Here is a 25,072-nt window from a genome sequence, read left to right as displayed (position 1 = left end):
TTTTCGTTTAATGAAAGAAAAACAAATTTATTTGACTGTAAAAGATCACTCAGTTTCTGGAGAAGAATTTCGATTAATTTACAATAAAGAATTAGATTTATTAGAAACATCACCTCAACCTTCTTTAGATAAGTTATCAGATTATTACGAAAGTGAAGATTATATTTCGCATACAGATACTAAGCGAAATCTTTTTGAAAAAATATATCATTTGGTAAGAACTATTTCTCTTAAAAAGAAATTAAAACTTATCAATTCTCAATCACTAGAAACTAAAACACTTTTAGATGTTGGATGTGGAACAGGAGATTTTTTGGAGTTAGCGAAACAAAACAATTGGAATGTTTTTGGAATAGAACCTAATCTAAAAGCTAGAACTATTGCAAATAAAAAAACAAATAACTCTGTTTATAAAACTGAACATCTTCTAGAATTAAAAAGCAACAGTTTTGATGTTATTACACTTTGGCATGTACTAGAGCACCTTCCTAATTTAAACGAACATATTTCTGTATTTAAAAAACTCTTAAAACCTAATGGAACTTTAATAATTGCAGTTCCAAATTATAAAAGTTATGATGCGAATTATTATAAAAACTTTTGGGCAGCTTTTGATGTACCAAGACACTTTTGGCATTTTTCGCAAACATCAATTTCCAAATTAATATCTAGGGAAAATTTAAAAGTAGTTAAAACGCTCCCTATGAAATTTGATTCGTATTATGTATGCTTACTTTCTGAAAAATATAAATCTGGCAAGATGAATGTTTTTAACGCATTTCGAACTGGATTGCGCTCAAATTTTAAAGCAAAACAAACAGGAGAATATTCGTCATTAATTTATATCATTAAAAACAACTAAAACGCATTTACAAAACCCTGTTTTAAGAGTTAGTTGTTAAAATGAAGAAATATGTTTTATAAAATTTAAAGTTGCTTAAAACGCTTTATTTTAATTCAATTTCAATAAATTTTTATTATATAAAATGAAAACAGTATAAGATTTGATTATCTTGTTGTTTTTAACCAAAAATGAACTACTTCTTTTTTACATTTGCACAAACATAAATTTTATAAAATGAAGAAGTTTTTAATAATTGCAATTGCTATAATAAGTTTTTCGTCTTGCCAACAACAAAAAATAGGATATGTAGATAATTCTACATTAATTAATGAGTATCAAGAAAAAAAAGATATTGAAGCAAAAATTCAATTAAAAATAAATGCGTTTCAAAAAAGAACAGATAGCTTACGTCAATCATTTCAATTTGAAGTTAATGAAGCAGAAATAAAAGCAAAAAAAATGTCACAAGCTGAAATTCAAAAATTAATGCAAGAATTTCAACAAAAAGAGCAAGTATTATCACAACGCGTTCAATTTGAACAACAACAAATATCACAGGAAAGTCAAGCTAAAAATGATTCATTAATAAAGAAAGTGAGGAAGTTTGTAGAAGATTACGGTAAATCAAATGGATATAGCTTTATTTTGGGAAGTAATGAAGCTGGAAGTGTTATGTTTGGAGAAGAAGCAAATGATCTAACAAAAACAATATTAGAAGCGTTAAACAACTCTTACTCAAAAGAATAAATTAAAAATAAATACATTTTAGAAAGTGTTAGATAACGATCTAACACTTTTTTTATGCCGATTTTTTATGAAGTAATCGTGTAAGCTTAATCGATAAATCGGTTAGAACAATTTTAGAATTTCCGTTTCGCTCTATATGATAAATAGCATCTTGTAATTCATTGCTGATATCTAGGATATTATTCTCGTGAACAAAAGGTGCAAAATTTTCAAGCTTAAACCCTTTTGCTTTAGGTTCTATAAATACTAAATCGTGAGCTTGATAATTATGTAAAAGCGCTTGTCTAAAAAAGTCGATACAAAAATGAAGAAACTGTTTTTGAGTTTCACGACCAGTTTTAGCAATTTCTTCACTCCAAGACATTAAATCGTGAATAGCAGCTTTATTACCTTTGGCTTTAAAAGCACTTCTAATCCAGAAAATAAACCATTCTTCAAATTGTAAATCTTCACTATCTTGATAAACTAAATCACAAGCTTTGTTATAATTACCGTTAGATTGATGTGCAATTTTTGAAGCTGCATTCTCATCAATACTGTATTTTAAAATAAGAGCATTTTTAATAGATTCTTCACTTAAAGGAGGGAAATGCAGTATTTGACAGCGAGACCTTATGGTAGATATAATTTGCTCTTCATCTTCAGCTATGAGAATAAAAATAGTTTTATTTGGAGGTTCTTCTATAAGCTTTAGAAGCTTATTGGCACAAGCAACGTTCATTTTTTCGGCCATCCAAATGAGCATTACTTTATAACCTCCTTCATATGATTTTAAAGAGAGTGATTTTATAATGTCTAGAGCTTCATCTACTCTAATTTCACCTTGTTTATTATCTATTCCTAATTGTTTGTACCAATCAAATAAATTACAATAAGGCTGTTCTTTTAAAAGTGCACGCCAATCTTCCATAAATAATTTAGAAACAGGATGACTTTTTATTTTACCTGTTGTCGCTACAGGAAAAGCAAAATGTAAATCGGGGTGAGAGAGACTATTAAATTTCAGATTGCAAGCTTCATTACCATTTAAATTTTCAGCTTCAGTATTGTTACAAAGTACATATTGAGCATAAGCAATTGCCATTGGTAAAGTACCACTACCTTCTGGACCAACAAAGAGTTGAGCGTGTGGAATTCTTCCATTATTAACACTTAGTGTTAGATGTTTTTTAAGGTGATCTTGCCCTAAGATTTCAGAAAATAGCATATCACAAAACTATGTAATTTTTTCAGAAGCATTTCAATTTCTTTTTAACAGCTTATTTATAGAATAAAATGATAAATCCTAGTATTTTTACACCAGAAAAAGTATAACATAAATATGACCGAAAAAGCAATTCTTTTTATACCAGATATCTCGGGATTTACAGAGTTCGTTCATCACACAGACATTAAGCACAGCGGTCATATTATTTCGGAGCTATTAGAAATTCTTCTTGATAAAAATACGATTGATCTAAAATTAGCTGAAATTGAAGGCGATGCTTTGTTTTTTTATAAACTAAGCGAATCGGTTAACTTTAATGCTATAAAACAACAGATTGATGAAATGTATATAGCATTTCATATGCATTTAAAGCGTTATGAATATGAACGTATTTGCCGTTGTGGTGCTTGCTCTTCAGCATATAATCTTAGTTTAAAATTTGTTGTTCATTATGGAGAAATAGATTTTATAGAAGTAAAAAATACTAAAAAGCCTTATGGGAGTAATGTTATACAAGCACATCGTTTGCTTAAAAATGAGGTGCCAATAACAGAATATGCCCTTTTTACAGAAAACGTAAAGCAACTCTCTAAAACTGACAGTGAATTTTCAAAAGGAATTGCAGAATACGACTTCGGAAAAATAGTATATGGATATAGCAGATTATCTCATTTAAGAGAAAACTTACCCTACGTACCACCTATACCAGAAGATGTTCCTAAACATCTTTTATTTAATATAAGTGAAGTCATACAATCTCCAATTTTAGATCTTTATGAAGTGATTAGTAATTTTGATTATAGATTACTTTGGAGTAAAGGTGTTAATAAATTAGAATATGAGGAAAATAAAGTAAATCGATCTGGCAGAAAGCATAAATGTTTAATAGGGAAAAATCAAGAAATTGATCAAACGACAATTACAAGAAAAGTAAATGAAAACCAATTAGTGTACGGAGAAACGACAGATAGTATGCCATTTATGAAAAAATTTAATGTATACTATATTTTAGAACCTCAAGCTAATGGATATACGAAATTGAAGATCGAAGCTTATGCTGATTTTAAGCCTTTAGGAATATTTTTTAAAGGCATATTCTCTAAAAAGATATCTAAAAATGCTGCCGAAAACATAAAAGATCTTGTATTACTAATAGATTCAGGGTTTACAACCAAATAAAAATAAGAATATAAATAGATGAAAACACTTAATGATTATAATTTTAATAATAAAAAAGCGCTTGTTAGAGTTGATTTTAATGTGCCTTTAAATGCTAATTTTGAGGTTGCAGATGCTACACGAATATTAGCAGCAAAGCCTACAATTATTAAAATTCTAGAAGATGGAGGAAGCTGTGTTTTAATGTCTCATTTAGGGAGGCCTAAGGGGGTTCAGGATGAGTTTTCATTACGCCACATTGTAAATAAAGTTGAAGAAGTTTTAGGTGTAGAGGTGAATTTTGTTTCGAATTGTATAGGAGAAGAAGCTAATCAAGCGACAGCAGGATTAGAACCAGGTCAAGTTTTATTATTAGAAAACCTACGCTTTCATGAAGAAGAAAAAAAAGGTGATTTACAATTTGCTGAAGCATTATCAAAGTTAGGGGATGTTTATGTAAATGATGCTTTTGGAACTGCGCACCGTGCTCATGCTTCTACAACAATAGTAGCACAATTCTTTCCAGAACAAAAATGTTTTGGAGCACTCTTATCTAAGGAAATTGAAAGCATTAAAAAAGTAATGGAAACAGGAGAGAAACCTATTACAGCTATTTTAGGCGGAGCAAAAGTGTCTTCAAAAATAACCATTATCGATAATATTTTAGATAAAATAGATCACCTCATTATAGGAGGAGGTATGACATTTACTTTTATAAAAGCAAAAGGAGGGCAAATAGGAAATTCATTGGTTGAAGATGATAAGTTAGATTTGGCTTTAGAAATTATAGATAAAGCAAAACAGAAAAATGTACAAATACATTTACCTGTTGATGCTATCGTTGCAAATGCTTTTAGTAATGATGCAGAAATTAAAACAACTCCTGTTAATGAAATTCCTGATGGCTGGATGGGCTTAGATGTTGGTATAAATACACAGGCTAATTTTGCAAATATTATTGCAAACTCTAAAACTATTTTATGGAATGGACCTTTGGGAGTTTTTGAAATGGAAAATTTTGCAAAAGGAACAATTGCATTAGGCAATGAAATTGCAAAGGCGACTAAATTAGGAGCTTTTTCTCTTGTAGGTGGAGGAGATTCTGTAGCAGCAGTAAAACAATTTGGATTTGAAAATAAAGTAAGCTATGTGAGTACAGGAGGTGGTGCAATGTTAGAAAGTTTGGAAGGAAAAACGCTTCCTGGAATAGCAGCTATTTTAAGATAAGAATTACATTATATTTTATATTCTGTTTAAAAAATACGATTTTAGCACTAATATCGTTCAATACTAATATCTATAGTCTATGATATTTCGATTGTGTTTAATAATTTTTATGTTGAATTTTTGGGTGGGAATTTCTCAAACTAAAGATTCAATTGTATCTCAAAATCAGATTGTTAAAGATACCGTTATTGATGGAAAATTAACTGTTGATGCTAATTTAAAACCTGTTGAAGATTCATTATCAAATAGAGTTTTAAAAGATAATTTATTTGCTAAAGAGATAGATGAGAAATGGCGTAATGAACTTTATAATTCCTCACTCTATGATACTATATATAAATCTGTTCGTGAGTTAGAATACGACTCAATTTATTATCCAGAATTGCATACAGATACTTTAAAATCTAGATTAAAAGAATTAAATGCCAGAACTCCTTTTAATATTGAATATAATCCATCTCTAGAGAGTGTTATAAAAAGTTATTTAAAAAACAGAAAAAAACATTTAGAGCGCTTGATGTCATTAAGTAAGTTTTATTTTCCAATGTTTGAAAAAGAACTTGATAATTATAATATCCCTTTAGAAATTAAATATTTAGCTATTGTAGAATCTGCATTAAAACCAAGAGCAAGATCAAGAGTTGGTGCCACAGGATTGTGGCAATTTATGTACACAACAGGAAAACAGTTTGGGTTAGATGTCAGCAGTTATGTTGATGAACGAAGTGATCCCATAATGTCCACAGAAGCTGCGTGTAAATATTTAGCGAGTTTATATAAAATTTTTGGAGATTGGGATTTAGCATTAGCGGCTTATAATTCAGGGCCAGGGAATGTAACTAAAGCGATTAGGCGTTCTGGAGGATATCAGAATTATTGGAATATTCGACCTAATCTTCCACGTGAAACAGCTGGATATCTACCAGCATTTTTAGCAACGATGTATATTTTTGAATATGCTGAAGAACATGGTTTAAAAGCGGATATTCCTGAAATCACTTATGTCGAAACCGATACAATTCGTGTAAAACAATTAATTACGTTAGATCAAATTTCAGAATTGATAGATGTTCCTATTGAAGAACTCCAGTTTTTAAACCCATCTTATAAGTTAGATATCATTCCATTTATAAAAGATGAAGACTATGTTTTACGATTGCCTTTAGAAAAAGTTGGTGAATTTGTAAATAACGAACAGAAAATATACGCTTTTGCTAAAGCTGAGATTGAAAAACGAGAAAAACCGTTACCACAATTTACAAAAGCAGAATCCAGAATTAGGTATAGAGTACGTTCGGGAGATTATCTTGGTAAAATTGCAAGACGCTATGGTGTAAGAGTAAGTCAAATAAAGCAATGGAATGGATTAAGAAATAATAACTTACGTATAGGGCAGCGATTAACTATTTTTCCAAGAAAACCTGTTACTAATACAAAAACGAGTACTATAAAATCAAATTCTACTTCAAAAACAACCAATGGGAAAACCTATACAGTAAAAAAAGGCGATTCATTATGGAGCATTGCTCAAAAATTTCCTGGAGTTTCTGTTCAAAATATTAAAGATTGGAACGATATTAGTGGTACAAACTTAAATGAAGGTACAACGTTAGTTGTTTCTAAAAAATAATTAGATTAAAAATGAAGAAAATATTACTATTACTAATAAGTTTACCATTACTTATCTCTTGTGGGAGTGACGGTTCTAAAAGTCAGCGTATTGTATCTAATTCATCTGGGAATATAAATAGTTTATCTGTAGTTATAGATAATGATTTATGGGAAGGAAGTATAGGAAAAACTATTAGAGATTCGATAGGCGTTTCTGTTTATGGGTTACCTCAAGATGAGCCATCATTTACGATGAAACAATTACCACCTGTAGTTTTTACAGATTTTGCTAGAAAAAACAGGATAGTTTTAAAAATAGAGAAAGGTAAAGAAGCTGATACTAAATTTTTTGAAAATGCCTATGCTAGACCACAAAAAATGGTAGTGGTTAGTGGTAATACTAATAAAGAGATTGTCGATCAGTTATTAGAGAATCAAGAAAAAATAATTTCAGCGTTTAAGAATGAAGAAATTAAAGAAAAACAACGCCGTATTTCTAAATCCCTTAATAAAAACAATAATATTGAAGATAAATTAGGGGTAACGATTAATTTTCCATCTGCTTATAGAGTCGCGAAAGAGGAAGACAATTTTTTCTGGATGCGTAGAGATATAGAAACAGGAACATTAAATTTAATGATTTATGAAATGCCGTTAGATTATATTTCTAAAGGAGAAACTGCATTAGATGATATTATAAGAATGAGAGATTCTATTGGGCAAACTCATATTCCTGGCCCTTCTGAAGGTACATTTATGATAACAGATCAAGCTTATTGGCCATCTATAGAAAAAACGATTTTAGATAATAAACCTACAACTGTAACAAAGAGTACATGGATTGTAAAAAATCAATTTATGTCTGGCCCATTTATAAATTACGTAGTGGAAGATGATATAAATAAAAGAATTTTAATTGTAGAAGGGTTTGCTTTTGCGCCATCAGTGAGCAAAAGAAACTATGTATTCGAACTGGAATCTATTATAAAATCAATAAAGATTAAATGATTTATTTATTCATTTTGTAAAGATCCTATAGAATTTCTAGTAGCAGCTCGATAACTTAACTTTGCCAAAACTCATAGTTAATAGTGCAATGAGCACATAGTTATAAAAATCTTTATTGAGCATAAATAAAACCTTATGTATTTTATCACAGTTAACTTTACTTATATATTTCTTTACCATAGAGTTGCTTGCCTTCTAGCTTAAAAATGGATAAGTAAAGGATTTGTTAGGATTCACTTACTTAAATAAATTTTCTACGAACTCTAAGTCATTTGCAATAGAGTTTTCTTCGGATAAGAGGAAATTTATTATTTCCTATTTCTATTACTTCGAGGTTAAAGAATATTTTAGGCATAGATTTTTCGATTATATATTTGTTTAACTATTTAACAATTATCCATATTGAAAAGTATATTATTAAATGAAATAATATTAAAATAAAATTTTAAGAAATTGAAACCCTATAATTAAATAATACGTATAAATAGAGAATGTAAAGAAGAAAGAGCATAAAATCATTTATAATGAAGTATATAGTAATAATTGAGCCTTATCTTATATTATGTTAAAGAAAACACTTTTTTTTATACTCATAGCAATGAGTATTATAAATATATATGCAATAAACAATAACCTACACCAAATAAATGGTACGGTAAAAAACAGAAAAACAAATTTACCTATTGAAGGAATCAGTATATATAATGAAACTTCTGGAGCATTTTCATATTCTGATGTGTCAGGGTATTATAAATTAGATGACATTTCTGTTGGAGATGTGATTAGCTTTTTCGGACTTGGTTATGAAAAGAAACAAATAACCATAACTCAGAACGAGTTGGATAAAGCACTAGATATAGTTCTTAAAGATATAGCTTTATCATTAGATCAAGTTGTTCTTGTATCTAGAGAAAGAGAAAATGCTTTAACCACCTTGGTTAATATAGATATTAAAAACAGTCCAGTTAAATCCTCTCAAGAAATTCTTCGTAAAGTTCCAGGGTTAATTATTGGACAACATGCAGGAGGTGGTAAAGCTGAGCAACTTTTTTTAAGAGGATTTGACGTAGACCACGGTACTGATGTTGCTATAGAGGTAGATGGATTGCCAGTTAATTTACCATCTCATGCTCACGGCCAAGGATATTCAGATCTTCATTTTGTTATTCCAGAAACGATAAATAATTTAGATTTTGGGAAAGGGCCTTATTATGCTGATAAAGGAAACTTTAATACTGCAGGTTTTGTAAGCTTACAAACAAAAAAAACCATAGATAAAAACCTGTTATCTTTAGAAGTGGGTCAATTTAACACAGTTCGTTCAGTTGGGTTATTTAAACTTTTGGAGAGTGATTATAGTAATGCTTATATAGCTTCAGAATTGTTACTAACAGATGGTGTGTTTGAATCTCCTCAAGATTTTAATAGATTTAATGTTTTAGGGCGTTATAATTATAATAATTATGATGATCAAGAGTTTACCCTTTCCTTATCTCATTTTCAAAGTCGATGGAATGCTTCAGGACAAATCCCTCAACGAGCAGTCGGCCAAGGCTTAATAGGGCGTTTTGGAGCTATAGATGATACTGAAGGTGGTATTACAGGACGCAATAATATATGGGCAAATCATAGAAAACAATTAAGCGAACACGAAGAGTTAAAATCTAAAGCCTTTATATCTCTTTATGATTTTGAATTGTATTCAAACTTTACTTTTTTTCTAAATGATCCTGTAAATGGAGATCAAATACGTCAAAGAGAACAACGAACTATTATAGGAGTAGAAACCGTGTACAAACGTACTTTTGATTTAGCAAATAAGAATAATAGGTTGCGATTTAAAGCAGGAATAGGGTTCCGTTATGATGATGTTAATGATGTCGAATTATCACGAACACGTAACCGAAGAGAAACCTTATCTAGACTAGCATTTGGTGATGTAGATGAAACTAATATTTATTCGTTTGCAGATGCGACTTATAAATTAGGAAACTGGAGTTTTAATCCTGGTTTAAGGGTTGATTATTTTAAGTTTGGGTACGATAATTTTATTGCTGGTCTTAGAACAGATCCTGCTGGTGACAATGTTTTTGATAGTAGACAAGTAGATGATGCAATCGTCAGTCCAAAGTTTAATACGACATTTACCCCTAATAATAATTTCCAATTGTTCCTTAAAGCTGGTTTTGGATTTCACTCTAACGATAGTAGAGTGGTTACAAACCCAGAAGGTTTATTAGCTGAAAATATTCAAAATAACCAAAATAGCGAAAACTTAGATACATTGCCGTCTGCTTTTGGTGTAGATATAGGAACGATTTTTAAACCAGTAGATAAGCTTGTTTTAAACGCGACTATATGGAGCCTTTCTTTACAACAAGAATTTGTATTTGTAGGAGATGAATCTGTTGTAGAGCCAAGTGGACGATCACAACGTTTTGGTGCAGAGTTTGGAGCACGTTATCAATTTAACAACTGGTTATATGCGAATTTTGATATTAATTATACACTAGCTAGAAGTATTGATGAACCGGATGGGCAAGATTTTATTCCATTAGCTCCAGATTTAACGTCATCTGGAGGAATATCTGTTCAAAATCTTGGGAAGTTTTCTGGAGGAATAAATTACCGTCTTATAGACGATAGACCAGCAAATGAGGATAATTCTATTGAAGCAGAAGGGTATTTCGTAACAGATTTGAATGCCAATTATAATTTTGCTAAAAATTGGTCTATAGGATTAATTATTGAAAACTTATTTGATACTGAATGGAATGAAACACAATTTGCTTCAGAAACAAGATTGTTTAATGAAGCAGCTCCTGTAGAAGAAATTACATTTACACCAGGAACGCCTTTTTCGGCAAGATTAAAACTTTCTGTTACTTTCTAAAATAGTAGAAGATTTTACACTTTGATGTTGAAATAAAAATTAGTAAAATAAAAAAGCCAGTACTATATAGTACTGGCTTTTTTAAAGAATATTTATCAGATTACTCTTTTTTATCTTCTGCTTTTTTATCTTCTTTACTGGCATCTTTAAATTCTTTTATTCCATTACCAAGACCTCTCATTAGTTCTGGAATTTTCTTTCCGCCAAATAATAATAGTACAACAATGACTATCAATATAATTTGCGGTGGTCCGATTGCTAAAAAATGTAAACCCATAATCTCTAATTTTAGACTGCAAAGTTAATAATTAAACTTTAAAAAAACCGTTTAACAACAAACTTTAGCATTAAGCAAAATGCTTAATGCTATTATTTTATTTAATTTTGTGGCAATAATGGCGAATAATAAAAAAGACAAAAGTAAGTTCACTAAAAAATTATTGCATAAGTATAGGCTAGTAATTCTTAATGAAGATACTTTCGAAGAGCGATTTGCAATTAAATTAACACGATTAAATGTATTTGTAATTGTATCACTATCATCAATTATACTGGTTGCTTTAACAACTTTACTAATAGCATTTACACCTTTAAGAGAATATATTCCAGGGTATTCTTCAACAGCATTAAAAAAGAGAGCAACAGAGCTTAATTATAAAACAGATTCACTTCAACGGGTTATTAATTTAAATCAGAAATACTTTGAATCTATTAGCCGTGTACTAAAAGGAGATGTAAAAACTGTTGAGTTTAATAAAGATTCTATTATAAATGCAGCAGAACTTGATGCTAGTAAGATAAATTTAAACCCTTCGAAAGAAGATTCGTTATTGAGAGAGAAAGTAGACAAAGAAGATAAATATAACCTTTTTGAATCTGCTACGTCTAAAGTGAGCTTTGTATTATATCCTCCTGTAAATGGTACCATAAGTGAACGTTATAATGCTGAAGAAAAACATTATGCTGTAGATGTTGTAGTGGCAAAAGATACTCCAGTAAAAGCAGCTGCAGATGGAACTATTGTATTGGCAGAATGGACAACACAGACAGGATATGTTGTAATAATAGATCATGGAGATGGATTAATCTCTGCTTACAAACACAATGCATCAATTACTAAAGTACAAGGCGATTTAGTAAAAGCGGGAGAAGTTATTGCAATTTCTGGAAATACAGGAGAATTAACAACTGGGCCACATTTGCATTTTGAACTTTGGAGTAATGGATATCCAATTAATCCAACGACTTTTATTGATTTTGAATAAACAAAAACATCTAAGAGAAACGTTTATTACAAAACATCTAAAAAAATGAAATTTACCAGATGAAACTATCAAAAACAACATCTTTAAAATCATTACTGGCAAAACCTTTTGCAAAACGTATAGAACGGCAAATTAATAAATGGGCAAATTCTCCAATTAAAACACAAGATAAGGTATTTAAAAAGCTAATTGCTGAAGCAACAAACACACATTTTGGTAGAGATCATGATTTTATAAGTATAAATTCTCATGAAGATTTCGTTAAACGAGTACCAATTAGAGATTATGAGGCATTACGCCCTTACATAGATAGAATTGTTGCAGGAGAAAAAGATGTTTTATGGCAAGGAAAACCAATTTATTTTGCTAAAACATCTGGAACTACTTCAGGCGCCAAATATATACCTATTACAAAAGAAAGTATGCCTAGTCATGTTGAAGCAGCAAGAAATGCGATCTTACTTTATGTGAGTAAAACGGGAAATACTAGTTTTATAAATGGGAAAATGATCTTTTTACAAGGAAGTCCAATTCTAGAAGAAAGTAATGGTGTACAGCTAGGTCGACTTTCAGGAATTGTAGCACATTATGTTCCTAAGTATCTTCAAAAAAACAGAATGCCAAGTTGGGAGACTAATTGTATTGAAGATTGGGAAACTAAAGTCAATGCTATTGTTGAAGAGACACTTAATGAAGATATGTCTATCATTAGTGGTATTCCGTCCTGGGTACAAATGTATTTTGAGAAATTACAGCAAAAAACAGATAAAAAAGTTGGCGATATTTTTAAAAACTTCAGTCTTTTTATTTTTGGAGGTGTAAATTTCGAACCTTATCGTGCTAAATTCGAGAATTTAATAGGTCGAAAAGTAGATAGTATAGAATTGTATCCAGCTAGTGAAGGTTTTTTTGCTTTTCAAGACGAGCAGAAAGAAAGAGGAATGTTATTACAGTTAAATTCAGGAATGTTTTATGAGTTTATTAAAGCTGATGAATTTTTTAACGAAAATCCAAAACGAATTACCATCAAAGATGTAAAAGTAGGTGTAAATTATGTAATGATCATTTCAACTAATGCAGGTCTTTGGGCATATAATATTGGTGATACTGTAGAGTTTACTTCTACAAAACCATATCGTGTTATTGTATCGGGCAGGATTAAACATTTTATTTCTGCTTTTGGAGAGCACGTTATAGGTAAAGAAGTAGAACAAGCTTTAGAAGAAGCAACTAGAGGAAGTGATATGAGAATAACAGAGTTTACTGTAGCTCCAAAGATAAACCCAGAAGAAGGATTGCCATATCACGAATGGTTTATCGAATTTGAAAATGAAATAGCTGATATTTCGGAATTAGAATTAAAAATAGATACATCACTTCAGAAACAAAATAGCTACTATTTTGACTTGATTGAAGGTAAGGTTTTACGACCATTAAAGATTACAATCGTTAAAAAAGAAGGCTTTAGAGATTATATGAAATCTATAGGTAAGCTAGGAGGTCAAAATAAGATTCCGAGATTATCTAACGATAGGAAGATCGCAGATAAACTAATTACTAAGGGTATATTAAACTAATACCTTTTATTACTAATGAATAAAAAACACCAAGGAAGGACAAGAGCTCAAGAAAGTTCAAGCGCTATTGAAAGAATATATATTACGATGCGTCATTTGTTTAATCGTGGGTTTTATAAACCTATGGGAATCTCGGGAGAAATGTTAAGAGAAGGATTGCTTCTTTTGCGCCCAGAAATTTATGGATCAATAGCAGAAGAAAAAACAGAATTAAAAGGGTTACTTTATGTAATAGACAGATTACCTGAAGGTATTGAAGAATGCCGGTTTATTAATTTAACCAGCGATGAAGGATATGGTGGATCACATTTTAAAGTTATTATTCCTGAAAAAAGAAGACGAAATTGTTATAGAATAGATCAAGAACAAATGAATATTGAGATTACCAGAGGGCGATCAGAAATTTATGATATTCTAACACATCTTACATTTTTGTTTATAGAGTCACATAAAATAAGTAAACGTATTTTAATTAATGATAGAGACGACACAATCCGTGATTGGGGAGAACTTGAGAAAGTTATTTTATCTAACAAAAAGTTAACCCAGAAAGAACGTGAAATAGCTATTACTCATACAGCTAATATTTTAGGAAGAACTTTTGAAGAGCTAACTCGAATATATTCTGAATTTGCAACTAAAGAAAAACCAGAGAGGTTGCTACATATTATATATTGGTTAGGTAAACTTGCTATTGAAGAAAATTCTAATAATAAAAAACGTACTGTAACTTTTAGTCCAGTTTTAAGGGAGCGCTTAGGACATCACATTCATGGGGAAATTTGGGCAAACACAATTAAAAAAGTATTAAAAAAAGAAAATTTATTAAATCGTCCACTACATATTATTAGTGCAAATTTACATAGTGTAATGAATGTACTATATGCTTCTAAAGCATTGTTAAAATCTGATACCAAGAAAGATGATTATGATATTTATACTAAGCTAAGTAATGAGAATAATGAGGATTTGCGAAAAAAAGTAAAAGAATTAGCTTTAAATGAAGGAATGATATTTATAAAAGATACATCTGGTGCCAATATAGATGTACAAATCTTTGATACTGAAAAAATAGATTTCAATAAAGTAGATTTAAAGGTAGATGAAAGAAATCAGGATTCGGAAAAACCTGTTATATTTGTAATGGATTATGCGTTTGGTGAGCAAGCTTATGAAACAATAGATGAGTTTTTAAAACCTTATATAAAAACACATTTAGATGTGCAATCCATTTCTATAATGGGTAAAGCAGGGGTTTTAGAAGGTGATAAAGGCGATATTATGATTCCTTCGGCACATATTTTTGAAGGAACTGCAGATAATTACCCTTTTGAGAATGAGTTAAAGAAAAAGGATTTAGAATGTGAAGGAGTAAATATTTATGAAGGAACAATGGTAACAGTATTAGGAACATCACTTCAAAATAAAGAAATCCTTAAGTTTTTTCATAATTCAACCTGGCAAGTAATTGGTTTAGAAATGGAAGGTGCACATTATCAAAAGGCAATACAAGCAGCATCAATAGTTAGAAATAACATTAACTCAAATGTAAAAGTAAGATATGCATATTATGCAAGTGATAACCCATTAAAAACAGGAAGTACTTTAGCCTCAGGAGGATTGGGAATCTCTGGTGTAAGACCAACTTATTTAATAACAAAAACAATATTACAACAAATACTTAATAATTAAATTATGAGTGACAACCTTCCAACCCAACAAGGTTCAGATGAAGTAGATTTAGGACAGCTTTTTAAATTAATAGGAAAAGCATTTGATCGCTTTTTTAGATTTATAAAGAATATTTTTGTAGGATTATTTCATCTTTTAATCAAGTTTTTACTTTTTATACAAAAACATTTTATTAAACTGGCAATTGCTGGAATTTTAGGGTTAATTATAGGCTATTTTTTTGACTATAAGGAAGCTACGGTTTATGAATCTCAAATGATTGTAGAACCTAACTTTAATAGTACACAACAATTATATAATAATATTAACTATTATAATGAGTTAGCTAAAGCAAATGATTCAGTAGGTTTATCTATGGCTTTAGACATAGATATTAATGAAGCAGCTTCTGTTAAAGAAGTACGAGTTGATGCTTTTTCAGATGATAATCAAAAAATAAAATTGTTTGATACTTTTATAAGTCAATTAGATACAATTACAAGAAAGACAATTAATTTTGAAGAATATTTAAACAACTTTAATACGTTTGATGCCAGATTTCATCAAATTGTTTTCACAAGCACTAATCCTACAGTAGCCAAAAAAGTTGAAAGTAATATAGTTAATGAAATTGTTGGAAATCAATACTTTAAATTTCAAAAAGAAATTAATGATAAAAATATTGATTTACAAGACAACGTTTATCAGAAACAATTAAAAGAAATAGATAGTCTTCAAAAGTTTTATAAAGAGTTAGCTATTGAGAATGCCAAAAAAGAAACTGCAACGACAAGTATTAATTTAGCTGATAAAAATGGAACAGAAAATAAAGAGTTAGCTTTAATTAAACAAATAGATGAAATAAGACAAAAACAAGTTGCCCTTAATTTAGATAGAGCTAGAAAGGAGAATGTAATAAATATAATATCTTCTTTTCCTAATCAAGGTGTAGAAATAAAAGGAGTTTTAAAAAGCAATAAACTTTTTTATTTATTACTATTTACTGGTATAACATTTTTAGGGTTATTATTATTAGAATTAAACTCTTTTTTAAAATTGTATAAAGAAAAACATATAAATTAAAATGAATATTCTAATTACAGGAGGAGCTGGTTTTATTGGTTCAAACTTTATTCCTTTTTTTTTAGAAAAATATAAAGATACTCATATTATAAATATAGATAAGCTCACTTATGCCGGTGAGCTTTCTAATTTAAAAGAAGTCTCTCATAATAATCGTTATACATTTATAAAAGGAGATATTTGTAATCGAGCTTTAATTGAAAACCTCTTTAATAATTACAATTTTAAAGGAGTTATACATTTTGCAGCAGAATCTCATGTCGATAATTCTATTAATAATCCAATAGAATTTATAACCACTAATGTTTTAGGGACATTTAATTTAATAGATGTTGCAAAATCACATTGGATGGATAATTCAAACCAAATTAAAGCAGGCTTCGAAAAAGCTCGTTTTCATCATATTTCAACAGATGAGGTTTATGGTACATTAAGTGAAGTAGGATTATTTACAGAAGATACAGCCTATGCTCCAAATAGCCCATATAGTGCATCAAAAGCGTCTTCAGATTTTTTAGTAAGGAGTTATTATCATACTTATAACATGAATGTAGTGACAACCAATTGCAGTAATAATTATGGACCAAAGCAGCATGATGAAAAATTAATTCCAACTGTGATTAGAAAAGCATTAAAAGAAGAAGAAATCCCTATTTATGGGGATGGTAAAAACGTTAGAGATTGGCTATATGTATTAGATCACTGTAAGGGTATAGATTTAGCTTTTTGTAAAGGAAAATCAGGAGAAACCTATAATATAGGAGGGCGAAATGAATACACTAACTTACAGATAGCGAATATTATTTGTGGTATTTTAGATAAACTATTGCCAAAAAGTCAATCGTATAAAAAACAGATTACTTTTGTGAAAGATAGATTGGGGCATGATTATAGATATGCAATTGATGCTTCTAAAATAGAAAATGAATTAAATTGGATTGCTGATGAAAATTTTGAAACTGGAATAGAAAAAACAATAAATTGGTATATTAAAAAATATAATAACTAAATGAAAGGAATCATTTTAGCAGGAGGTTCAGGTTCACGATTACACCCACTTACTAAAGTAGTAAGTAAACAACTGATGCCTGTTTATGATAAACCTATGATTTATTACCCACTATCCACGCTAATGTCTACAGGAATAAAAGAAATTTTAATTATTTCGACGCCCAAAGATACTCCTCGATTTAAAGAACTTTTAGGTAATGGAAATGAGTATGGATGCGTTTTTGAGTATGCCGTTCAAGAACAGCCTAATGGTTTAGCAGAAGCATTTATTATTGGAGAAGATTTTATTGAAAATGATAGTGTCGCATTAATTTTAGGAGATAATATATTCTATGGATCTGGTTTAAATGAATTATTACAAACAAACTTAAACCCAGAAGGAGGTATTATTTTTGCATATCATGTTCAAAACCCTCATCGCTATGGTGTAGTTGAGTTTAACAATAACAACAAAGCCATTTCTATAGAAGAGAAGCCTAAACAACCAAAATCTAATTTTGCTGTTCCAGGTATTTATTTTTATGATAATACTGTTATAGACATTGCTAAACATATTAAGCCAAGTGGCAGAGGTGAGTTAGAAATTACAGATATTAATAAAGAATATTTAAAACGAAATGAATTAAGCGTGCAAATCCTTGACAAAGGTACCGCTTGGTTAGATACAGGAACTTTTAGTTCTTTAATGCAAGCTTCTCAATTTGTTCAAGTTATTGAAGAAAGACAAGGCTTAAAAATAGGTTGCATTGAAGAGGTTGCCTATAAAATGGGTTTTATTAATAAAAATGAATTAAAACAATTGGCATTACCATTGTTAAAAAGTGGTTATGGTAAATATCTTCAACAATTAATATTATAAAAATGAAGATTGAAGAAACACAGTTAAAAGGTTGTTTTATAATAACACCTAATATATTTCATGATGATAGAGGCTTTTTTTTTGAAAGCTATAGTTCTAAAGTGTTTAACAAATTGATAGGAGAAGTTCAGTTTGTTCAGGACAATCAATCATACTCAAGAAGAGGAGTATTAAGAGGGTTACACTTTCAAAATGCAGAGTATGCGCAAGCAAAACTAGTGCAGGTTACTAGAGGTAGTGTTTTAGATGTATGTGTAGATCTTCGTGAAACCTCACCTACTTTTGGCAAGCACATCGCTATTGAGCTTTCTGAAGAAAATAAAAAACAACTGTTTATTCCGAAAGGATTTGCTCATGGATTTCTAGTATTAGAAAATAATACGGTTTTTTCTTATAAGTGTGATAATTATTATAACAAAAACTCTGAAAAAGGTATTATATATAATGATGAAACTCTAAATATTGATTGGAATTTTTCTAAGGAAGATATAATAATTTCAGAAAAAGATTTACAATTACCAACTTTTGAAAGTTTGTTCACATGAGATTTAACATCTTAGTTATTGGTGCTAAAGGTCAATTAGGGGAAACCATTCGACGTATGGCAACTGAAGAGCAAGAATTTATATTTCATTTTGTAACAAAAGCAGAATTAGATATTACAAATGAAGACATAATACATGAGTTTTTTAAAGAAAATAAGTTTAGATATTGTATTAATTGTGCAGCTTATACCAATGTAAAAGAAGCTGAAAAGTATCCTAAATTAGCTTATGAAATTAATGCTGAAGCTACAAAAACTATTGCTAATGCTTGTAAAACTAACAACACAATTTTAATACACATTTCAACAGATTATGTATTTAATGGAGAGAGTAAAAAACCTTATTTAGAAACAGATATTACAGATCCTATAAATGAATATGGGAAATCTAAATTAAAAGGGGAGTTATATATTCAAGAAATTTTAGAAAACCATATAATTATTAGAACATCATGGTTGTATTCTGAGTATGGTAATAACTTTGTAAAAACAATGCTAAAATTAGCTGATGAGAAAGAAGAATTAAACGTAGTTGATTATCAAATTGGATCACCGACGTATACAGGAGATTTAGCAAAAGCTATTATTAAAATAATTTCTTTAGACAAACAAGAATTTGGTGTTTATAATTATTGCAATTCAGGGCAGACAAGCTGGTATAATTTTGCAAAAACAATTTTTAGAATTAAGAATCTAAAATTAAAAATAAATCCAGTTGAATTTGAAAGTAGTTTAGAAATACTAAAAAGGCCAGTTTTTAGTGTTTTAGATTACACTAAAATTAAAAAAACTTTTTCAGTAGAAATACCATATTGGAAAGATAGCTTAAAGATAATGATATCAAACTTAGATAGATAATATTTAAAAAATAAAAATACAAGCAATTTTATAAACAAGAAAAGCTATTATAACATCTATAGTATTATTTTTGAAGTAGGTTGTAAATAAGACCATTTCTATTAATTCAAATAGAGGGTATCTATGAAATATTAATCTGTTATGCTTTACAGCTTGATTAATTAATAAAAATTACTTTAATGAAACAACAACATAAAATAGCAGTAATTGGCCTTGGTTACGTAGGATTGCCCTTGGCTATAGAGTTTTCAAAAAAATATTCTGTTATAGGGTTTGATGTTAATCAAAATCGTGTAGATGAGTTAAATTTAGGTAATGATACTACTCTAGAAATTAACAATGACAATCTAAATGCTGTTTTAAATCTAAAAGGGAGAAAAGGCCTCAAACTTAGTTCTGCCTCTATTGATATAACTAATTGTAATATTTATATAGTTACAGTTCCGACACCAATTGATGTTAATAACAAACCTGTATTAACACCTTTAATAAAAGCATCTAAAACTATAGGGAAAACTCTTAAAAAAGGAGACATTGTTATATATGAATCAACAGTTTATCCAGGGGTTACAGAAGATATTTGTGTTCCAATTTTAGAACAAGTAAGTGGATTAAAATTCAATAAAGATTTTTACTGTGGATATTCTCCTGAACGAATAAACCCAGGAGATAAAACACATACAATTGCTAATATTAAAAAAGTGACATCTGGATCAACACCCGAAGTTGGTGAAATTATTAATGAATTATATGCATCTATTATAACTGCTGGAACTTATCTGGCTCCTTCTATTAAAGTAGCTGAAGCAGCTAAAGTTATTGAAAATGCACAACGTGATATTAATATTGCCTTTGTAAATGAATTAGCAAAAATTTTTAATAAATTAGATATTGACACTTATGCAGTTTTAGAAGCGGCATCTACAAAGTGGAATTTTTTGTCATTTAAACCAGGATTAGTTGGAGGGCATTGTATAGGGGTAGATCCTTATTACCTAGCTCAAAAAGCGCAAGAAGTAGGGTATCATCCTGAAATTATTTTAGCAGGAAGGCGTTTAAATGACTCTATGGGAGAGTATGTTGCGACACAGGTTTTAAAATTAATGGCACAAAATAATATTTCAACCAAATCTGCAAAAATTCTAATGTTAGGGATAACGTTTAAAGAAAATTGTCCAGATATACGGAATACAAAAGCAGTTGATGTTTATAATTTTCTGAAATCGTTTAATATGAATGTTAGTGTGTATGACCCATGGGCTTCCAATGAAGAAGTAAGACATCAATACGGATTTGAAATGATTAATGAGTTAAATGAAACTTTTGATGCTATAGTGCATGTTGTAGCTCATGATATATTTCAAGAATTAGAGTTTTCTAAATTAAAAAAAGAGAATTCCATTATATATGATGTAAAAGGAACTTTAAATAATGAGCTAGTAAATAAAAGGTTATAATGTATTTAAAAAAATACCACAATAAAGATATTTCTAAATTCACGTTCCTTGTTACTGGAGGAGCAGGGTTTATTGGATCAAACCTTGTTGAATACTTATTAAAGTATAATGCTAAAAAAGTAATCATACTCGACAATCTTTCTACAGGGTATAAAAAAAACATTAAAGAGTTTATATCATTTCCAAATTGTGAATTCATTGAAGGAGATATTAGAGATTTAGAAACATGTAAAAAAGCGATGAATGAGGTCGATTACGTATTACATCAAGCTGCTTTAGGCTCAGTACCGAGATCAATTGATGACCCCGTTACTTCAAATGAAGTAAATGTATCAGGATTTTTAAATATGTTGGTTGCTGCAAAAGAGTCTAATAATGTAAAGAAAATGGTTTATGCAGCGTCTTCAAGTACCTACGGAGATAGCAAAATATTACCTAAAGTAGAAGACAAAATAGGAAACCCTCTTTCCCCTTATGCAATTACAAAATATGTAAATGAATTATATGCAGATATTTTTTCAAAAACATATGGATTTCATTCAGTAGGCTTAAGATATTTTAATGTATTTGGACCTAAGCAATCTCCTAATGGAGATTATGCAGCTGTAATTCCTCTTTTTTTTAATTCAGCGATAAACAATTTGCCTATTAAAATTAACGGAGATGGAGAACAGACAAGAGATTTCACGTTTATTGAAAATGTAGTACAAGCAAATATTAAGGCAACCTTCTCTAATTTAGGTTCTCATAATATTTTTAATGTGGCAACTGGAAAAAGAATAAGTATTAATAATCTTTGGGATATAATTAAAGAATTAACCGAATCTAATAGCAAAGCTGTTTTTGCTACTCCTAGAATGGGTGATGTAAAAGATTCTTTAGCAAATATTGATAAAGGAAGAGAGTTATTAGGTTATAACCCTGATTTTAAATTTAGAAATGGAATTGAAATCACACATAATTGGTTTAAAAGTAATTTAAATTTCATTAATAATTAAATGGATAAATAATCTTTTAAGTCAATCTCAAAATTGTAAATTTGAAAAATTAATTAAATATAAAAACAATACTATAATTTACCTTCCCATTAATTCAATATGAATAAAAAAAAATCTAATTTAATAGTATTTGGTACTCGACCGGAGGCAATTAAAATGGCTCCTTTAGTTAAAGAGTTTCTCAAACATAACGATAAATTTGAGACTAGAGTTTGTATAACAGCTCAGCATAGAGAAATGTTAGATCAGGTTTTATCTTTTTTTGAAATAACTCCAGATTATGATTTAGATTTGATGAAACCAAATCAAAATCTCTACTCCTTAACTGCAGATATTATTAAAGGGTTAAAGCCAGTTTTAGAAAATTTTCAACCAGATTATGTTTATGTTCATGGAGATACCACAACTACGATGGCAGCAAGTATTGCTGCATTTTATTGTGGAGCAAAAGTATGCCATATAGAAGCAGGCTTGAGGACGTTTAATAAACGATCTCCTTTTCCAGAAGAAATAAATAGAAGTATTGCTGGTAGTATTTCAGATTTTCATTTTGCACCAACAACAACTTCTAAACAGAATTTACTTAACGAAAATATTTCTGAAAACACAATTTTAGTTACCGGAAATACAGTGATTGATGCTTTGCAGTTTAGTTCAGAGAAAGTAACTTCCTCTAATTATTTAGATAATGAAATAGACAATTTGAAAACGATTGTGGATGATTCTAAAAAGATAATTTTAGTTACTGGGCATAGAAGAGAAAATCATGGCCAAGGTTTTATAAATATTTGTAGTGCTTTGAGTGAAGTTGCTAAAGAGAATAGTAATGTTCAAATAATATATCCGGTCCACTTAAATCCAAATGTTCAAAAACCAGTTTATGATCTCTTAGTAAATATTGATAATATAAAATTAATAGATCCTTTATCGTACCCTGCATTTGTTTGGTTGATGAATAAGTCATATTTAATTATTACAGATAGCGGAGGAGTTCAAGAAGAAGCTCCTAGTTTAGGCAAACCTGTATTAGTAATGCGCGATACTACAGAAAGACCAGAGGCAGTTGATGCAGGTACGGTATTGCTTGTTGGAACTGATATTAATAAAATTATAAAAGAAACAAATGAGCTGTTGCAAAATGAAAAATCTTATGCTCAAATGAGTATGCTACACAATCCTTATGGAGAGGGAGATGCATGTAATCAAATAGTGAAATTTATTAAGAATTTATAAATGAATTACTCAAATTTAAAAATAAAATGAATCAACCTGAAGTAGTTATGATAGGATTGGGCTATATAGGGTTACCAACGGCAGCTCTAATAGCTCAAAATAAAACTCAAGTACATGGTGTAGATATCAATCCTGACATTGTTAATACTATTAACGCTGGTAAAATACATATTGTTGAACCTGAATTAGATAAAGCAGTAGCAGAAGCAGTTAAAGAAGGTTTTTTAAAAGCCTCTATAAACCCTGTTGAAGCACATGTTTATTTAATTGTTGTTCCAACTCCGTTTAAAGATAAAAACGAGCCAGATATTTCGTTTGTTGAAGCTGCAACGAGAGCAATAATTCCATTGTTAAAAAAGGATGACTTATATATTATTGAATCTACCTCACCAGTTGGAACTACTGAAAAAATGAGGGATTTAATACATAGCGAACGACCAGAACTGATAAATAAATTGAATATTGCTTACTGCCCGGAGCGCGTATTACCCGGTAATGTTATGTATGAATTAGTTCATAACGATCGCGTAATAGGAGGTATTGACGAAAAGTCAACTAATGCGGCTGTAGCATTTTATAGCAAATTTATCCAAGGAGATTTACATAAAACCAATGCAAGAACCGCTGAAATGTGTAAATTAGTTGAAAATTCTTCTAGAGATGTTCAAATTGCATTTGCAAATGAATTATCACTTATATGTGATAAAGCAAATATTAATATTTGGAAACTTATTGACTTAGCTAATAAACATCCTCGAGTTAATATCTTACAACCTGGTTGTGGTGTTGGCGGTCATTGTATAGCCGTAGATCCTTATTTTATAGTAGCAGATTATCCTATGGAATCTAAGATTATAGGAAAAGCACGAGAAATAAATAATTACAAATCTTTTTGGTGTGCAGAGAAGGTGAATACTACAAAATTAGAATTTGAGTTAAAATATAAACGTAAACCAAGTATAGCTATAATGGGACTTGCGTTTAAACCAAATATTGATGATTTAAGAGAATCCCCAGCGAAATATATTGCTCAAAAAGTTTTACAAAATGCTAACAATGAAGAGTATTATATTGTAGAACCTAATATTGAGTCACATTCAGTATTCAAATTAACAGAGACTAATAAAGCTATAGAAAAGGCAGATATTATAGTGTTTTTAGTGGCTCATAATGAATTTAAAACTTTAGAATTCCCCGCAAACAAAGTAGTGTTGGATTTTTGTGGGGTAATAAAATAATTTATGAAGACAACAACAATAATTTTACTGTTAACTTTCATATTTATTAGTTGTAAATCTGAAAAAAGTAAGAATGATATAAAAAGTGATTCATACAAGAGTATTCAAACTAAACAAAATATTAAGAACTCTACTTTTGACTTCCCAAAAGTAGAAAATGAAATGGAAAACCCAGCTTTGTTTAATCTTACTTATGATGAGCACGAGTTTACAACTGGAATTGTTTTTCAAGAAGTTAATGCATTGAAAACGAGAAAAGATATCTATAGTATTATAATGGTATTAGATAAAAATTTAACAAACTTTAAAGAACTTAAAGAATGGAAAATAGGAATGTATATATATCCTATATATCCAGAAGAGTTTGAAAATAAAATTGATAAGGAAAAGGGAATGAAATCGGTGGGAATAGAAGCTAAACCAGTTATGATGGGTGATGAAGTAGTAATAATTCATGAAAACTTAAAGTTAAAACCAAAAAGTTTTGAGCATATAAGATTTTACTTATATAATAGTAAAGGAGATACTAATCTTAAATATTATAAAATAAGAGACATAAACTTTCGTTAAACATAATTATTTT

General features: G+C 29.6%; 22 protein-coding genes. 20 read left to right on the top strand and 2 right to left on the bottom strand.

The features are described from left to right. The first annotated feature begins 10 nt into the window (after window positions 1-10). Both D1817_01605 and D1817_01600 read left to right on the top strand, forming a co-directional pair. Window positions 11-862 (top strand): class I SAM-dependent methyltransferase, encoded by an 852-nt coding sequence (locus D1817_01605; GenBank protein ID AXT18606.1) that lies wholly within the window; start codon window positions 11-13, stop codon window positions 860-862. Window positions 863-1,078: 216 nt separating this feature from the next. Continuing rightward, window positions 1,079-1,591, top strand: coding sequence for an OmpH family outer membrane protein (locus D1817_01600; GenBank protein AXT18605.1), 513 nt, complete (start codon window positions 1,079-1,081; stop codon window positions 1,589-1,591). A gap of 52 nt (window positions 1,592-1,643) precedes the next feature. On the opposite strand, the gene D1817_01595 is transcribed toward D1817_01600, so the two are convergent. Then, window positions 1,644-2,798: a DNA polymerase III subunit delta' gene (locus tag D1817_01595; protein AXT18604.1), complete on the bottom strand. Its 1,155-nt coding sequence runs from the start codon at window positions 2,796-2,798 to the stop codon at window positions 1,644-1,646. 114 nt (window positions 2,799-2,912) lie between these two features. On the opposite strand from D1817_01595, the gene D1817_01590 reads away from it, so the two are divergent. From D1817_01590 to D1817_01570, 5 genes are all read left to right on the top strand, one after another. Beyond that, window positions 2,913-3,977 (top strand): DUF2652 domain-containing protein, encoded by a 1,065-nt coding sequence (locus tag D1817_01590; GenBank protein AXT18603.1) that lies wholly within the window; start codon window positions 2,913-2,915, stop codon window positions 3,975-3,977. Window positions 3,978-3,995: 18 nt separating this feature from the next. Then, window positions 3,996-5,183, top strand: a complete 1,188-nt coding sequence (locus tag D1817_01585; protein AXT18602.1) for a phosphoglycerate kinase — start codon at window positions 3,996-3,998, stop codon at window positions 5,181-5,183. 79 nt (window positions 5,184-5,262) lie between these two features. Further along, window positions 5,263-6,813 carry a LysM peptidoglycan-binding domain-containing protein gene (locus D1817_01580; protein AXT18601.1) on the top strand — a complete coding sequence of 517 codons (1,551 nt, stop codon included), beginning with the start codon at window positions 5,263-5,265 and terminating at the stop codon, window positions 6,811-6,813. 11 nt (window positions 6,814-6,824) lie between these two features. Then, a complete protein-coding gene (locus D1817_01575; protein AXT18600.1) occupies window positions 6,825-7,802 on the top strand; it encodes a DUF4837 family protein in 978 nt (325 codons plus the stop codon). A 562-nt stretch (window positions 7,803-8,364) separates the two neighbouring features. Next, complete coding sequence (locus D1817_01570) at window positions 8,365-10,695, top strand: TonB-dependent receptor (GenBank protein ID AXT18599.1); 2,331 nt, start codon at window positions 8,365-8,367, stop codon at window positions 10,693-10,695. Between the two features lie 100 nt (window positions 10,696-10,795). On the opposite strand, the gene D1817_01565 is transcribed toward D1817_01570, so the two are convergent. After that, window positions 10,796-10,972: a twin-arginine translocase TatA/TatE family subunit gene (locus tag D1817_01565; GenBank protein ID AXT18598.1), complete on the bottom strand. Its 177-nt coding sequence runs from the start codon at window positions 10,970-10,972 to the stop codon at window positions 10,796-10,798. Window positions 10,973-11,090: 118 nt separating this feature from the next. Between D1817_01565 and D1817_01560 the strand changes: the two genes are divergently transcribed. From D1817_01560 to D1817_01500, 13 genes are all read left to right on the top strand, one after another. Next, a complete protein-coding gene (locus D1817_01560) occupies window positions 11,091-11,960 on the top strand; it encodes a M23 family peptidase (protein AXT21201.1) in 870 nt (289 codons plus the stop codon). Window positions 11,961-12,019: 59 nt separating this feature from the next. Next, window positions 12,020-13,537 (top strand): hypothetical protein, encoded by a 1,518-nt coding sequence (locus D1817_01555; GenBank protein ID AXT18597.1) that lies wholly within the window; start codon window positions 12,020-12,022, stop codon window positions 13,535-13,537. Between the two features lie 15 nt (window positions 13,538-13,552). Further along, entirely contained in the window at window positions 13,553-15,229 is a 1,677-nt protein-coding gene (locus tag D1817_01550) for a hypothetical protein (protein AXT18596.1), read from the top strand. A 3-nt stretch (window positions 15,230-15,232) separates the two neighbouring features. Next, window positions 15,233-16,291: a hypothetical protein gene (locus D1817_01545; protein AXT18595.1), complete on the top strand. Its 1,059-nt coding sequence runs from the start codon at window positions 15,233-15,235 to the stop codon at window positions 16,289-16,291. Beyond that, entirely contained in the window at window positions 16,287-17,300 is a 1,014-nt protein-coding gene (gene rfbB, locus D1817_01540) for a dTDP-glucose 4,6-dehydratase (GenBank protein ID AXT18594.1), read from the top strand. The genes D1817_01545 and rfbB overlap by 5 nt, the downstream gene beginning before the upstream one ends. After that, on the top strand, window positions 17,301-18,161 hold the full coding sequence (gene rfbA, locus D1817_01535) for a glucose-1-phosphate thymidylyltransferase (GenBank protein AXT18593.1): 861 nt from the start codon (window positions 17,301-17,303) through the stop codon (window positions 18,159-18,161). Between the two features lie 2 nt (window positions 18,162-18,163). Then, entirely contained in the window at window positions 18,164-18,706 is a 543-nt protein-coding gene (gene rfbC / locus D1817_01530) for a dTDP-4-dehydrorhamnose 3,5-epimerase (GenBank protein ID AXT18592.1), read from the top strand. Then, window positions 18,703-19,563 carry a dTDP-4-dehydrorhamnose reductase gene (gene rfbD, locus D1817_01525; protein AXT18591.1) on the top strand — a complete coding sequence of 287 codons (861 nt, stop codon included), beginning with the start codon at window positions 18,703-18,705 and terminating at the stop codon, window positions 19,561-19,563. The genes rfbC and rfbD overlap by 4 nt, the downstream gene beginning before the upstream one ends. Before the next feature lie 179 nt (window positions 19,564-19,742). Continuing rightward, entirely contained in the window at window positions 19,743-21,020 is a 1,278-nt protein-coding gene (locus tag D1817_01520) for a nucleotide sugar dehydrogenase (protein ID AXT18590.1), read from the top strand. Continuing rightward, complete coding sequence (locus D1817_01515) at window positions 21,020-22,018, top strand: NAD-dependent epimerase/dehydratase family protein (protein AXT18589.1); 999 nt, start codon at window positions 21,020-21,022, stop codon at window positions 22,016-22,018. Before D1817_01520 ends, D1817_01515 begins: the two co-directional genes overlap by 1 nt. Window positions 22,019-22,117: 99 nt before the next feature. Then, on the top strand, window positions 22,118-23,251 hold the full coding sequence (locus tag D1817_01510; GenBank protein AXT18588.1) for a UDP-N-acetylglucosamine 2-epimerase (non-hydrolyzing): 1,134 nt from the start codon (window positions 22,118-22,120) through the stop codon (window positions 23,249-23,251). 26 nt (window positions 23,252-23,277) lie between these two features. Beyond that, complete coding sequence (locus tag D1817_01505) at window positions 23,278-24,489, top strand: UDP-N-acetyl-D-mannosamine dehydrogenase (protein AXT18587.1); 1,212 nt, start codon at window positions 23,278-23,280, stop codon at window positions 24,487-24,489. A gap of 3 nt (window positions 24,490-24,492) precedes the next feature. Continuing rightward, window positions 24,493-25,059: a hypothetical protein gene (locus D1817_01500; protein AXT18586.1), complete on the top strand. Its 567-nt coding sequence runs from the start codon at window positions 24,493-24,495 to the stop codon at window positions 25,057-25,059. The last annotated feature ends 13 nt before the right edge of the window (window positions 25,060-25,072 follow it).

The sequence above is a fragment of the Flavobacteriaceae bacterium genome (assembly GCA_003443635.1).
Taxonomy (GTDB): Bacteria; Bacteroidota; Bacteroidia; order Flavobacteriales; family Flavobacteriaceae; genus AU392.
Note: the sequence above shows the minus strand (reverse complement) of the source record. Positions and strands in the feature narration are given on the sequence as shown.

What these genes read in the sequence shown, in the direction of transcription:
- D1817_01575 (AXT18600.1), top strand. Translation starts at nt 6,825, where the DNA reads ATGAAGAAAATATTACTATTACTAATAAGTTTACCATTACTTATCTCT.
- D1817_01570 (AXT18599.1), top strand. Translation starts at nt 8,365, where the DNA reads ATGTTAAAGAAAACACTTTTTTTTATACTCATAGCAATGAGTATTATA.
- D1817_01595 (AXT18604.1), bottom strand. Translation starts at nt 2,798, where the DNA reads ATGCTATTTTCTGAAATCTTAGGGCAAGATCACCTTAAAAAACATCTA.
- D1817_01565 (AXT18598.1), bottom strand. Translation starts at nt 10,972, where the DNA reads ATGGGTTTACATTTTTTAGCAATCGGACCACCGCAAATTATATTGATA.
- D1817_01555 (AXT18597.1), top strand. Translation starts at nt 12,020, where the DNA reads ATGAAACTATCAAAAACAACATCTTTAAAATCATTACTGGCAAAACCT.
- D1817_01510 (AXT18588.1), top strand. Translation starts at nt 22,118, where the DNA reads ATGAATAAAAAAAAATCTAATTTAATAGTATTTGGTACTCGACCGGAG.
- D1817_01545 (AXT18595.1), top strand. Translation starts at nt 15,233, where the DNA reads ATGAGTGACAACCTTCCAACCCAACAAGGTTCAGATGAAGTAGATTTA.
- D1817_01560 (AXT21201.1), top strand. Translation starts at nt 11,091, where the DNA reads ATGGCGAATAATAAAAAAGACAAAAGTAAGTTCACTAAAAAATTATTG.
- D1817_01520 (AXT18590.1), top strand. Translation starts at nt 19,743, where the DNA reads ATGAAACAACAACATAAAATAGCAGTAATTGGCCTTGGTTACGTAGGA.
- D1817_01590 (AXT18603.1), top strand. Translation starts at nt 2,913, where the DNA reads ATGACCGAAAAAGCAATTCTTTTTATACCAGATATCTCGGGATTTACA.
- D1817_01600 (AXT18605.1), top strand. Translation starts at nt 1,079, where the DNA reads ATGAAGAAGTTTTTAATAATTGCAATTGCTATAATAAGTTTTTCGTCT.
- D1817_01605 (AXT18606.1), top strand. Translation starts at nt 11, where the DNA reads ATGAAAGAAAAACAAATTTATTTGACTGTAAAAGATCACTCAGTTTCT.
- D1817_01580 (AXT18601.1), top strand. Translation starts at nt 5,263, where the DNA reads ATGATATTTCGATTGTGTTTAATAATTTTTATGTTGAATTTTTGGGTG.
- D1817_01585 (AXT18602.1), top strand. Translation starts at nt 3,996, where the DNA reads ATGAAAACACTTAATGATTATAATTTTAATAATAAAAAAGCGCTTGTT.
- rfbC (AXT18592.1), top strand. Translation starts at nt 18,164, where the DNA reads ATGAAGATTGAAGAAACACAGTTAAAAGGTTGTTTTATAATAACACCT.
- D1817_01500 (AXT18586.1), top strand. Translation starts at nt 24,493, where the DNA reads ATGAAGACAACAACAATAATTTTACTGTTAACTTTCATATTTATTAGT.
- rfbA (AXT18593.1), top strand. Translation starts at nt 17,301, where the DNA reads ATGAAAGGAATCATTTTAGCAGGAGGTTCAGGTTCACGATTACACCCA.
- rfbD (AXT18591.1), top strand. Translation starts at nt 18,703, where the DNA reads ATGAGATTTAACATCTTAGTTATTGGTGCTAAAGGTCAATTAGGGGAA.
- D1817_01505 (AXT18587.1), top strand. Translation starts at nt 23,278, where the DNA reads ATGAATCAACCTGAAGTAGTTATGATAGGATTGGGCTATATAGGGTTA.
- D1817_01515 (AXT18589.1), top strand. Translation starts at nt 21,020, where the DNA reads ATGTATTTAAAAAAATACCACAATAAAGATATTTCTAAATTCACGTTC.
- D1817_01550 (AXT18596.1), top strand. Translation starts at nt 13,553, where the DNA reads ATGAATAAAAAACACCAAGGAAGGACAAGAGCTCAAGAAAGTTCAAGC.